The sequence below is a fragment of the Gilliamella sp. BG2 genome (genome assembly GCF_046635645.1).
Lineage (GTDB): Bacteria > Pseudomonadota > Gammaproteobacteria > Enterobacterales > Orbaceae > Gilliamella > Gilliamella bombi.
Genome location: NZ_JBIDFF010000014.1, coordinates 17,107 through 30,295 on the forward strand (window position 1 = coordinate 17,107; position 13,189 = coordinate 30,295).

10 protein-coding genes, 1 pseudogene and 1 riboswitch are annotated in these 13,189 nt (G+C 35.8%); of the genes and pseudogenes, 5 read left to right on the top strand and 6 right to left on the bottom strand.

What is annotated here, in order from left to right; translation table 11 throughout:
* Window positions 1–2 precede the first annotated feature (2 nt).
* The 3 genes and pseudogenes from lptE to bamD form a co-directional block, all read right to left on the bottom strand.
* A complete protein-coding gene (lptE, locus tag ACGH6Q_RS07345) occupies window positions 3–497 on the bottom strand; it encodes an LPS assembly lipoprotein LptE (protein WP_085165355.1) in 495 nt (164 codons plus the stop codon).
* 35 nt (window positions 498–532) lie between these two features.
* Window positions 533–3,115: a leucine--tRNA ligase gene (gene leuS, locus ACGH6Q_RS07350; protein WP_411592498.1), complete on the bottom strand. Its 2,583-nt coding sequence runs from the start codon at window positions 3,113–3,115 to the stop codon at window positions 533–535.
* A gap of 339 nt (window positions 3,116–3,454) precedes the next feature.
* Window positions 3,455–4,177 (bottom strand): annotated as a pseudogene (gene bamD, locus ACGH6Q_RS07355) (outer membrane protein assembly factor BamD); the annotation flags it as partial.
* 92 nt (window positions 4,178–4,269) lie between these two features.
* On the opposite strand from bamD, the gene rluD reads away from it, so the two are divergent.
* Window positions 4,270–5,244, top strand: coding sequence for a 23S rRNA pseudouridine(1911/1915/1917) synthase RluD (gene rluD / locus ACGH6Q_RS07360; protein WP_411592500.1), 975 nt, complete (start codon window positions 4,270–4,272; stop codon window positions 5,242–5,244).
* Window positions 5,245–5,249: 5 nt separating this feature from the next.
* Complete coding sequence (gene pgeF, locus ACGH6Q_RS07365) at window positions 5,250–6,020, top strand: peptidoglycan editing factor PgeF (RefSeq protein WP_085165363.1); 771 nt, start codon at window positions 5,250–5,252, stop codon at window positions 6,018–6,020.
* A gap of 143 nt (window positions 6,021–6,163) precedes the next feature.
* Here the strand turns inward: pgeF and ACGH6Q_RS07370 are convergent, their stop codons facing one another.
* The 3 genes from ACGH6Q_RS07370 to queD form a co-directional block, all read right to left on the bottom strand.
* Window positions 6,164–7,216, bottom strand: coding sequence for a DUF1176 domain-containing protein (locus tag ACGH6Q_RS07370; RefSeq protein WP_411592501.1), 1,053 nt, complete (start codon window positions 7,214–7,216; stop codon window positions 6,164–6,166).
* 123 nt (window positions 7,217–7,339) lie between these two features.
* Window positions 7,340–7,954, bottom strand: coding sequence for a 7-carboxy-7-deazaguanine synthase QueE (locus tag ACGH6Q_RS07375; protein WP_141672793.1), 615 nt, complete (start codon window positions 7,952–7,954; stop codon window positions 7,340–7,342).
* Window positions 7,955–7,956: 2 nt separating this feature from the next.
* Window positions 7,957–8,379: a 6-carboxytetrahydropterin synthase QueD gene (gene queD / locus ACGH6Q_RS07380; RefSeq protein WP_411592503.1), complete on the bottom strand. Its 423-nt coding sequence runs from the start codon at window positions 8,377–8,379 to the stop codon at window positions 7,957–7,959.
* A 3-nt stretch (window positions 8,380–8,382) separates the two neighbouring features.
* Window positions 8,383–8,428: riboswitch (PreQ1 riboswitch) on the bottom strand.
* 285 nt (window positions 8,429–8,713) lie between these two features.
* On the opposite strand from queD, the gene clpB reads away from it, so the two are divergent.
* The 3 genes from clpB (at window position 8,714) to ACGH6Q_RS07395 (ending at window position 13,185) form a co-directional block, all read left to right on the top strand.
* A complete protein-coding gene (gene clpB / locus ACGH6Q_RS07385) occupies window positions 8,714–11,284 on the top strand; it encodes an ATP-dependent chaperone ClpB (RefSeq protein ID WP_411592504.1) in 2,571 nt (856 codons plus the stop codon).
* 425 nt (window positions 11,285–11,709) lie between these two features.
* A complete protein-coding gene (locus ACGH6Q_RS07390) occupies window positions 11,710–12,498 on the top strand; it encodes a lysine/arginine/ornithine ABC transporter substrate-binding protein (protein WP_085165485.1) in 789 nt (262 codons plus the stop codon).
* Window positions 12,499–12,501: 3 nt separating this feature from the next.
* Window positions 12,502–13,185, top strand: a complete 684-nt coding sequence (locus ACGH6Q_RS07395) for an ABC transporter permease (RefSeq protein ID WP_065591006.1) — start codon at window positions 12,502–12,504, stop codon at window positions 13,183–13,185.
* Window positions 13,186–13,189 lie beyond the last annotated feature (4 nt).

A 13,189-nucleotide genomic window follows, 5' to 3' on the forward strand; every position in this document is an offset into this window, starting at 1 on the left:
CGTTAATTTACTGCATGAATCGATTTTAGTTTACGGATGACTTGTTTAGCCGCTTGTTTAAACATTTCGTTTTCAATTAAGTCTTGTTCAACCGTCTTAGCCAAAGCTTCAGCTGGATTATCAAAAAACGTTCTAAACACGCGTACGCTTATTGGATAAGTCTGTTGACCAGCAATAACAATTTGTGCTTCAATCGTTAACACTAATTGGTATTCGGCTGCCTTACCATCTTGATAAATCGAGATGGTATTGCGACTTAGATTTTCACTTACCATTTTTAACAATGGTACCTGACCTGAAGCATTATTATTCGTTATTATCACATCATTATCGTGTAATAACTCTTTAATATTGCGAGACAATCTGCCATAAGGGTCATAACTTATGTAAGACATCGTTTTAAAACTTTCTGGCACTTCTGTCTCATGTTGTAAGTGAAATCCACATCCTGTTAAGGATATTGTTAATAACATAATTAATGCTAAATATTTTTTCATATTAATAACCGCCTAAATTTAGTTATCAAACAATATTAATCAACAACAAGATTTAATAATTTACCTGGTACATAAATCACTTTACGGATAGCAACATCACTCAAATATTTTTGGATGTTAGGTTCTTGTTTTGCTTGTGACAAAACAAAATCTTGATCGGCATCGGCAGGTACAACAAATTTACCACGGACTTTGCCATTGATTTGTACAACAATGAGTTTTTCGTCCTCAACCATTGCCGATTGATCAGCAACAGGCCAAATTGTATTATCAATCGATTCGTTGTTACCTAAAGCTTGCCACATAACAAAACAAGCGTGAGGCATCATAGGGTAAAGTAGTCGAACAATCGCATTTAAAGCTTCATTCATTAGAGCGCGATCTTGCCCAGTTTCTTGCGGTGCTTTTTGTAAGCGATTCATAAATTCCATCACAGCGGCAATAGCAGTATTAAATGTTTGGCGGCGGCCAATATCATCACTCACTTTCGCTATGGTTTTATGTAATTCACGACGCAATGATTTTTGTTCACTATCTAGAGCTGTAACGTCTAGTTTTGCAGCTACACCTTTTTGGGTATGTTCATAAACTAAACGCCATACACGTTTAATAAATCGGTTTGCACCTTCAACGCCAGATTCTTGCCATTCTAGTGTCATATCAGCAGGTGATGCAAACATCATAAACAATCGAACGGTATCAGCACCATATTTTTCAACCATTTCTTGCGGATCGATACCATTATTTTTTGATTTTGACATTTTGGTCATACCGGCATGAACTAGCTCATTGCCATGACTATCGACAGCTTTAGCAATGCGACCCTTATCATCACGTTCAATAGTGACTTCAGTTGGCGAAACCCAAATACGTTCATTTGTTGGACTGGTATAATAAAATGCATCAGCTAATACCATACCTTGGCAAAGTAGACGTTTTGCTGGTTCATCTGACGATACTAAACCAAAATCACGCATTAATTTATGGAAAAATCTAAAATAAAGTAAATGCATAATGGCATGTTCAATACCACCAACATACTGGTCAACAGGTAACCAATAGTTTGCTGCTTTTTCGTCTAACATACCTTTGTCGTAGTTTGGACAAGTGTAACGAGCATAATACCAAGAAGATTCCATAAAGGTATCAAACGTATCGGTTTCACGTAGTGCAGGTTGACCGTTAACGGTTGTCTTAGCCCAGTTAGGATCTGCCTTAATTGGACTGGTAATACCATTCATTTCAACATTTTCAGGTAAAATAACTGGTAATTGGTCTTCTGGTGTTGGTATGGTTGTACCATCTTCAAGCGTCACCATTGGGATTGGTGCACCCCAATAACGTTGACGTGAAACACCCCAATCACGCAAACGGTAATTAACTTTACGTTTACCAATACCTAATGCAATTAACTTATCAGCAACAGCATTAAATGCTTGATCAAAATCAAGACCATCAAATTCGCCTGAATTAAATAACTTGCCATGCTCAGTATATGCTTTTTCAGAAAGATCTGGTGCGTTACCGTCTTGAGTTAAAATAACAGGATTGATTGGTAAGTGATATTTAGAAGCAAATTCATAATCGCGTTCATCGTGACCTGGTACAGCCATTACTGCACCTGTACCATATTCAATTAACACAAAATTAGCAATCCAAACAGGGACTTTTTTACCTGTTAAAGGGTGAATAGCATAAAAGCCTGTGGCAATACCTTTCTTTTCCATGGTTGCCATATCAGCTTCGGCAGTTTTGGTATTTTTGCATTCAGCAATAAATTCAGCAATTTTAGGATCGTTTTGAGCTGCTAATTGTGCAAGAGGGTGCTCTGCGGCAACAGAGACAAAGCTAACGCCCATTAATGTATCAGGACGAGTGGTATAAACGCGTAACTTATCAGAATAATTTTCAACAGCAAAATCAAACTCAACTCCTTCAGAACGACCAATCCAGTTACGTTGCATGGTTTTAACTTGCTCTGGCCAACTTTCAAGCATATCCAAATCATTAAGTAATTCTTCGGCATATTCGGTAATTTTAATAAACCATTGTGGAATTTCTTTGCGCTCAACAGGGGTATTACAACGCCAACAACAACCTTCAACCACTTGCTCATTAGCAAGTACGGTCTGATCATTTGGGCACCAGTTAACTGCCGATGTTTTTTTATAAACTAAGCCTTTTTCGTATAACTTAGTAAAAAACCATTGTTCCCATTTATAATATTCAGGACGGCAAGTAGTAATTTCACGATCCCAATCATAACCAAATCCTAAAAGTTGTAATTGCTTTTTCATATAAGCAATATTTTCATAGGTCCATTTTGCAGGTGCAGTATTGTTTTTAACTGCAGCACCTTCAGCAGGCAAACCAAACGCATCCCAACCGATTGGCTGTAGTACATTTTTACCATTTAAACGTTGGTAACGAGAAATGGTATCACCAATGGTGTAGTTACGAACATGACCAAGATGCAAACGCCCAGAAGGGTAAGGTAGCATCGATAAGCAGTAATATTTTTCTTTTGATGAATCTTCAGTAACGTGAAAGGTTTTATTTTCTTGCCAATGTTTTTGTACAATGGCTTCTATTTCATCTGGGCGATATTGTTCTTGCATGACGAGTTAATGTCCTATCTATTATTACTAATAAAAATATGCTGCTAATTGTATTGGTTATTGATTCGTTTTACAAACGATATATGAAGTAAGACATTGATTTCTTGTTATGATAAATTCTAAGTTATTGAGCATATTTTATTACTGATATTTAATAAATAACAAACCTTTAATAGGTTAAGGTGACAGGGATACAAAAAGTTAAATTAATTGCTATTTAAGTGTGATTAAATAGCAATTAAAGGTAGGTATCTTAATTAAAAAAGCCTAACCACCATTAAAGACGCTAGTAAAACGTGACAAGAATGATCTTTGTTCTTCTTTAGGCATGTTTTTAAGATTTGCTTGAATCAGTTGATCAAGTTTTTGGGTTTCATCAACTAAGCCTAATTCATTATAAGCATTACGCATTAAAAGCAATGCTTCTTTAGTTGAATCGGTATCTGGAAACATAATTAACATTTCAGTCACGCGATTAATCACAGCTACATAAGCACCGCGTTTTGTATAGAATTGTGCGACTTTTAACTGATAGCGAGCCAATCTATTTTTCAAAAATACAAGGCGTTTTTGCGCATCGGCTGCATATTGACTGTTTGGAAAACTAGACAGTAGATAAGAAAAGTCCTTAAATGCAGCTGAAGCATAATCGGGATCGCGATCTGAACGATCAACATTAAACCAACCTTGGATCATATTGTCGTCTTGTGCCATATTTGAAATGCCACGCATATAAATAATCCAATCAATATTTGGATGCGTTGGATTCAATTTCAAAAAACGGTCAATTGACGCAATTGCTAACGGTAAGTCAGCTGATTTATAGTAAGCGTAAATCAAATCAAGTTGAACTTGTTGAGAATAAGGACCAAAAGGATAATTTTTGTCCAAGGACTCTAATATAGTAATACTGGATTTAATATTACCATTTTCAAGCTCTGACTTCGCTTTGTTATGTAGTTCAATCTCGGGTACATTTTCAACATCGGGCTTGGAAGAAGTACAGCCAATTAGCATGCCACTTAAAGCGATAGCTAGCAAAGAGTGTAAACGCAATTTCATTCAGTTTTTGATCCAAATATAATTAAACATTAAAGGCGATGATTAGTATATAATACTCTAAAACATAACAGCTTAAAATAGATAAATTACACATGCATGAGTTAAAATTATCAACTAAAATCGAACAAAGTCAACTAGGAATGCGTTTAGATCAAGCATTATCCGAGCTTTTTCCTGATTATTCACGCTCAAGAATAAAAGATTGGATTATTAATAATAAAGTCACTGTCAACGATGTTATCGTTAATAAACCAAAAGAAAAAGTGCTCGGTGGCGAAATAATAACTATTAATGCTGAAATTGAACAAGAAACTTATCATCAACCGGAAGATATAAAGCTTGATATTGTTTACGAGGATGATGACATTTTGGTGATTAATAAACCTCGTGATTTAGTTGTGCATCCTGGAGCAGGTAATTCTGATGGTACAGTATTAAATGCCTTATTGCATTATTATCCTGAGATAGCACGCGTACCCCGCGCAGGTATTGTGCATCGTCTAGATAAAGATACAACAGGGCTAATGGTTGTAGCTAAAACTATTATGGCACAAACACATTTGGTCGAATCACTTCAACTACGCGAAATTACACGCGAATATGAAGCTGTGGTCATGGGGATTATTACTGCAGGAGGAACCGTTGATCAGCCTATCACCCGTCATCCAACCAAACGTACACATATGGCTGTATTCCCAACGGGTAAACCAGCGGTTACCCATTATAGAGTGATGGAAAAATATCGCCTACATACACGTTTGCGATTGCGCTTAGAAACAGGGCGAACTCACCAAATCCGCGTGCACATGGCACATATTGCTCACCCACTAATTGGTGACCCACTCTACGGTGGAAGACCAAGGCCGCCTAAGGGGGCTAGTGAATCTTTTATTCAAACTTTACGCGATTTTAATCGCCAAGCATTACACGCTACCATGTTGCGATTATATCATCCTATAACAGGTGAACAAATGGAATGGCATGCTCCTATTCCTGAAGATATGCAAAAGTTAATACAAGCTTTACAAGAAGATACCGAACAGCATAAAGATGAACTAGATTGGTGATGAATATGATTAAATCGATTTACCCATATTGGACAGCCCCAAAAAAAATTCATGCTTTTACTTCAACACGAACTGGTGGTGTTAGTTTAGCGCCATTTGCAAGTTTAAATATGGGAAATCGAACTGGTGATAATTCAGAACATATTGCTGAAAACCGCCGAAGAATTATTCAAGCCGAACAAATACCAAGCGAACCGTATTGGTTAACGCAAACTCACAGCACAACAGTGCTTGATATATCACAAATTGCTTTACAGCCTCCAACAGGTAACATCGATTCTTATCAAACTTTTGAAGCTGATGGATCATATACCAATCAACCTAAGCAAGTTAGTGTGGTGTTAACCGCAGATTGCATGCCTGTCCTTTTTTGTACAACAAAAGGTGACGAAGTTGCAGCTGTCCATGCTGGTTGGCGAGGATTATGTAATGGTATATTAGAAGAAACAATCAAAAAATTTTCAAGCTCGCCATCAAACATCATTGCTTGGATGGGACCAGCCATTAGTGTCAAAAAATTTGAGGTAGGTATTGAAGTCAAACAACAATTTGAAAAAGTCGATCCAAAAGCACAAGAAGCGTTTAAATTGATCAACCCAACTGAACAAAAATACCTAGCAGACCTATATCTAATTGCCAAACAACGTTTACAAGCAGTAGGAGTAACGCAAATTTTTGGTGGTGATTATTGTACTTATACTGAACAAGATGAATTCTTCTCTTATCGACGTGAAAATAGAACTGGTAGAATGGCATCAATGATCTGGTTTGAATAAAAGAGTTTTTTTAAGCTAAAAACCTTCAATTTTTAGCTGCTTTGTAAAATATTTATAGTATAAAGATCTGCGGTAAATGTTAATATATAAAATTATAATATTTAAACCGCCATAAGATCTGAAGGCTTTCTATTGTTCAATTGTTATTTTATTTCGCTAACAAAAGAAGGTAATTCCCAAGCCCCACCGTCAAAACCTAAGCATTCACCTGTACTTATATTAGAGGAAAGCATAAATTTATGTCCATTCCAAGTCCAGCTAGATTTTTCTAAACAATCTCCCTCACCTCTTAGCTTAGCTATACTGGATATTGTTCCATTTTTGTATGTATTGCCCTCATTATTTATAAATTTTATATTTTTATTACTTAGTTTAGCAGTGTTGGAAATTATCCAATAGGCGTTACCTGAGTTATATGCGCTAAACCAACACCTAGTTTCAAGTAAATCGTGGTTATTATCTAATTTAATTAACCGAAATCTTTTATCATATCCTTGTGTTTCATCATAATAAGGATCTTCTAAATCATAAGCATCACATTTAGCTTCATGTATATAGCGTTTTTTGAATTGAGGGAATATTTTAATTACTTCATTGGTATTAAGTTCTTGACTTTGTTCTGGAGCAATTACTTTACCTTTTTTTATAGTTGGTACAGGTATTGGTGCATAAACGTTTGATTCATTTTTATTACCATGTGCTATAACTGCGCCAGTTGTACCAACCCGTCCTTGTTTTTTGTCCATTGTTAACATGACATCATAAAATCCGCCATTGGTATAAAATGATTGACTTCTACTGTTACGGAATATAACTTTCTCATTTTTTGTAAATGCTTGAATAATTTTTGTAGCTTGGAATTGTGACAACTGATAAATATTATTTTGTATTTCTTTTAATTCGCCTAAATACTCTTGATTAATGAATGCAGCCAATGAATTATCTAATTGTTGAGTGTTTTTAATTTCAATACCTTCTTTATCTTCTTCTTTGTTATTTTTTGTTCTAACATAAATTTCAACTGGCTGATTGGCCCCCGCTTTTCGCTGGAATAAAATTGACGATTTTATCACTCCTGTATCAGATATATCACTATATTCTATAACACGACAAGTTAAAGTATTATCACAAACTATATCCCAAGCTATAACTGGAGTTGTAAACAAAGTTAGCAATAAACAATAGCAAAAACGCATGACAGTTAATTCCATATAAATAATTTATATGAGGTTATTATAGATTAAACAATTATTCAATTAAAATTAATAAAACTTCTTGATTTTATGAATATTTAATTAGTTCTCTTTAGTACTAATTTATCATTCTATATTGGCAAACTTGTGGCTTTGCACACTCAAAAGCCATTTATTATTCAGTCGATTTTGGTTGATTTTTCCTAACAACTCTATCGTTTCAAACATATTAAATGCACCATCTTTTTCACAAGGAGATAGATAATAGCGTTTGGCTTGAATATGGGTTTCGATATATTGGCAAAAAGGAATAAAATCGCAGTGATTTTCGGCTACTATGCGTACTTCATTTGCTATTGGTTGTACTATTTTTTGATAGCGTGACTGATAACAAAATTTAGGGCTTAGCGCAATATAATCAATAAGCGGATCGACTTTACCAAGACCGTTGCTTTCAATGGCGATGAAATAACCCGCTTTTTTGAGTGGCAAAAGCAATTCAGGTAACGCTTTAACCATTGTCGGTTCGCCACCTGTAATAATAATATTTTTGCTTTTATATTCGCTCACTTTAGTCATTAAAGCATCTAACGTGAATCGAGTAAATTTGCGAAAATTAGTGTCACACCAGGCGCAATTTAAATTGCATCCTGCAAAACGAATAAAAACGGCAGGCATGCCAGTATTATAACCTTCGCCTTGTAAGGATTCGAAGATTTCAACAATACGAAATTCAATCATCATTAACTCCGATGATATTCACAATATGAAGTTGGCGTTTCCCATAGTTTGATCATCGAAACAGGCAAATATTGCGATAAGCAATCAAAAATAAATTTGCTCATTCCTTCTGCGGTGGTTCTACATGGAAAGGCAAAAATTTTACGATCCATTTCTTGTAGTAACGACGCGATACGGCACTCATTAAGGTTATGTTGATTGTAAAGATAGGAGTGATCTAACGGATCGACAATATGTTGTTTAACTATTAGCTTTAAATCGGCATAATCCATGACCATATCTTGGCTTGAGCCGTTATCAATAAGCTCTCCGCTAATTTCAACTAATAGGCGATAAGTGTGGCCGTGCAGATTATGACACTTTTTATTGTGCCCATCTAACATGTGACAAGCATCAAATTGAAACTCTTTGGCTATTTTGAACATTTTATATTCCTAGTTTTTTTTCGTGGGATGGGTTACGAACCACGGTTAGCGAACCTAACAAAATAAAGGTAACAATATAAGGGATAAAAGTGAATTTGTCATCTTACCAGTATATCTTAAAACGAAATTTAGATGTAATTGCTTGAATTGCAAACAGCTTTATTTTTATGTCAATTAATTCTTACATACTTGATAATTTTGTTGTATAAATTTTGTAAAAAATATTTTAACTTTGCTCTTGAAATTTAGGTTGCAACACTCATTTAGATCACATGCAAATGGATTAAATGTGTTAAGCGTTTAATCCAAATTTATTGCTCAGGAGATAAACACTATGAGGTTAGATAAACTAACAAATAAGTTTCAACAAGCTTTAGCTGATGCGCAGTCAATGGCATTAGGTAAAGACAATCAATATATAGAGCCTGTGCATGTCCTATCAGCCATGCTTAATCAAGAAGGGAGTAGTGTAATGCCTTTATTGATTGCAGCAGGTGCAAATATTGTTAATTTACAACAAGAATTAGCTCAAGCTATTGACCGATTACCCCAAGTTCAAGGTGTGGGTGGAGATGTTATTCCATCGCAAGATTTTGTTCGAGTATTAAATCTTTGCGATAAATTATCCCAAAAGAACGGTGATAGCTATATTTCATCAGAACTCTTTATATTAGCCGCTTTAGAAGATAAGGGCAGTTTAGGCGATCTTCTTAAAAGATCAGGTGTTAATAAAGATAAATTTAGCCAAGCAGTTAATCAAGTAAGAGGTAGCGATAACGTGAACGATCCTAATGCAGAAGATCAACGCGGTGCACTTAAAAAATACACCATTGATTTAACTCAACGAGCAGAACAAGGTAAACTTGATCCTGTTATTGGTCGTGATGAAGAAATTCGTCGAACTATTCAGGTATTACAACGCCGTACTAAAAATAATCCAGTATTAATTGGGGAACCAGGTGTAGGAAAAACTGCTATTGTAGAAGGATTAGCACAACGCATTGTTAATCGTGAAGTCCCTGAAGGATTACGACATAAACGCGTTTTATCATTAGACATGGGGGCATTAATTGCTGGTGCCAAATATCGAGGGGAATTTGAAGAACGCCTAAAAGCCGTGCTTAAAGACTTAGCAAAAGAAGAAGGTCGCATTATATTATTTATTGACGAAATCCATACCATGGTTGGCGCAGGAAAAAGCGATGGAGCAATGGATGCTGGTAATATGTTAAAACCCGCATTAGCTCGTGGTGAATTACACTGCGTGGGAGCAACAACGCTTGATGAATACCGTCAATATATTGAAAAAGATCCTGCGTTAGAGCGTCGTTTCCAAAAAGTCTATGTTGCCGAACCAACAGTTGAAGATACGATCGCTATTTTGCGTGGTTTAAAAGAACGTTATGAACTGCATCACCATGTGCAAATAACCGATCCTGCAATCGTAGCTGCGGCTACATTATCGCATCGTTATATTTCTGATCGCATGTTACCTGACAAAGCGATTGATTTAATTGACGAAGCCGCATCAAGTATTCGTATGCAAATGGATTCAAAACCAGAATCTTTAGATCGACTTGAAAGGCGCATAATTCAACTTAAACTTGAACAACAAGCGCTTAAAAAAGAATCTGATGATGCGAGTAAAAAGCGACTACAAATGTTAAATGATGAACTTTCTGAAAAAGAAAAGGAATATGCTTCACTTGAAGAAGAATGGAAGTCAGAAAAGGCAGCTGTTTCGGGGACTCAAAACATCAAAGCAGAACTAGAAAAGGCACGTACTGAAATAGAGCAAGCTCGTCGAGCTGGCGACTTGAACAAAATGTCAGAATTACAATATGGCAAAATTCCAGAGCTCGAAAAGAAACTTGCTTCAGCAACGCAGTTAGAAGGCAAAACCATGAAGTTATTGCGTAACAAAGTGACCGATAACGAAATTGCAGAAGTATTATCTAAAGCGACAGGTATTCCAGTCTCTAGAATGCTTGAGAGCGAAAAAGATAAACTATTGCACATGGAAGATGCCTTACATAAACGTGTAATTGGTCAAAATGAAGCAGTATTAGCGGTTGCAAATGCGATTCGACGTAGCCGAGCAGGGCTTTCAGATCCAAATAAACCGATTGGATCATTCCTATTCTTAGGACCAACGGGTGTCGGTAAAACCGAGCTTTGCAAATCATTGGCTAACTTTATGTTTGACAGCGAAGATGCGATGGTGCGTATAGATATGTCAGAGTTTATGGAAAAACACTCCGTTGCTCGCTTAATTGGTGCGCCTCCAGGTTATGTTGGGTATGAAGAAGGGGGGTATTTAACCGAAGCAGTTAGACGACGACCATACTCAGTAATTTTACTTGATGAAGTCGAAAAAGCACACCCAGATGTCTTTAATATCTTACTGCAAGTATTGGATGATGGGCGCTTAACAGATGGTCAAGGTCGCACAGTTGATTTTCGTAACACTGTCATAATTATGACATCAAACTTAGGTTCTGACCTAATTCAAGGTCAAGTTGAACTAAGTTATGACGAAATGAAATCTCTAGTGATGACGGTTGTAACCAAACACTTTAGACCAGAATTTATCAATCGTATTGACGAAACAGTGGTATTCCACCCATTAGGTCAAGAAAACATTAAAGCGATCGCAAAAATTCAGTTAGCACACGTTGAAAAACGTTTAGAAGAACGCGGTTACCAATTGGATATTTCGGATGCTGCACTTGAACAGTTAGCTAAGGTTGGCTTTGACCCAATTTATGGCGCAAGACCGTTAAAACGATCGATCCAACAAGAGATCGAAAACCCATTGGCACAACAAATACTGTCAGGTAAATTAGTCCCAGGTAAAACTATTCATCTAGATTTAGTTGGCGGCAACATTGAAGCCCAACAGTAATAAAACTTCAAAAGACAAACCGACCTCTATGGTCGGTTTTTTATACTTGATACAATTTAGTTTACCTATAATACTTAGAATTTAATCAGACAAACATTATTTTCGCAAAATGGATGTCTGATGAATAAAATAACAACAACACAAACCTGAACCCAACAAAACAACTCATTTTATACTTTAACATATAGTTACCTGAAACTTTTTGACAAAATTTTTTTAAAACCGTTTTCAAGGTTTTGCAACCAAAGCTTAATCAAACTAGCTTTTTGTTAGTTGTTAAAAGTAACAACTTTAACTATTTTGTCTAGCGTTTTTGCCATTAAGTAATTCTAATTTTATACACCACAATAATAACTTTTTTTTATTATAAAATTACCTTAGAACACGTTATATTATTGCCTTAAATAAAAAAGGAAAGATTAAACATGAAGAATTTATTAAAAAAATTAGTTATTTTTGGTTGTTTAAGCTTGCCAATGGCAAGTTATGCTGCCTTACCTGAATCGATTAAAGTTGGTTCGGATACGTCCTATGCGCCTTTTGATTTTATTGATGCTAATGGTGAAGTTACTGGATTCAACATTGAACTCACGAAAGCATTGTGTGAAAAGATCAATATTAAATGTACTTTTCAATCGACCGACTTCGATGCTTTGATCCCGTCGTTATTATCAAGAAAGATTGATATTATCTCGTCTTCGCTAATGATGACCGAAAAACGTAAAAAACAGATTGCTTTTTCTGACGAAATCTTTATGACTTATTCACGTTTGATTGTTAAAGAGGGTACTAATTTAATGCCTAATGCTGAGTCATTGAAAGGTAAGCGTGTTGGTGTTGAGCAAGGTACATCGCAAGAACATTTTGCCAACGAAATGTGGCGTCCGAACGGTGTAGTTATAGTGCCTTATCAAAATCAGTTACAAGTATTTTCTGATCTAGTGGCAGGTCGTTTAGATGCGGCATTGCAAGATGAAGTCACTGGCAGTTATGCCTTTTTAAAACAGCCACAAGGTAAAGGTTTTATTTTTGCTGGGGATGCTCTAACCGATGCGAACTACTTTGATGTTGGAGTAGGAATTGGTTTTCGTAAAAATGATAATGAGTTGCGCGAAGCCTTTAACCTAGCTTTAAAAGACCTCTTAGCTGATGGCACCTACCAAAAAATCAACAATAAGTATTTTGATTTTAATGTGTACGGTAATAAAAAATAAACCATGCAGGGGTATATTTCTTTAATTTGTCAAGGTGCATGGTTGACTATTATTTTAGCATTGACATCGCTACTACTGGCCATGATACTTGGTATTGTTTGTGCATTAGGTAAACTGAGTCATTCAAAAGTATGTAATGTGCTTTGTCAGGCTTATACATCGTTAATTCGAGGTGTACCCGATTTAGTGTTGATGATGCTAATCTTTTTTGGCTTGCAGTTTTTGGTTAATAATATAACTGATTATTTTAACGCTCCTTTTATTGAAGTTGATCCTTTAATCGCTGGTATTATTACGTTAGGCTTTATTTATGGGGCATATTTTACCGAAACTTTTAGAGGAGCTTATCTTGCGGTTTCTAGAAACACCTTAGCGGCAGCAACAGCGCTTGGTTTAAGTAAAGTGCAAGTATTTGGGTATGTAATGTTTCCTTTAATGATGCGCTTTGCCCTACCAGGTATTGCTAATAATTGGTTAGTGGTGTTAAAAGCGACAGCATTAGTGTCGTTATTGGGGTTATCGGATTTAGTCAAAGCTACTAAAAATGCAGGTGAAGCTGTGTACCAACCTTTGTTATTTGCTTTGATTGCTGGGGCTTTTTATCTGTTTTTTACATCAATATCTAATATCATTTTATGGTGGCTTGAACGGCATTATTCTATTGGCATTACTAAAACTAAATTATAAGAAC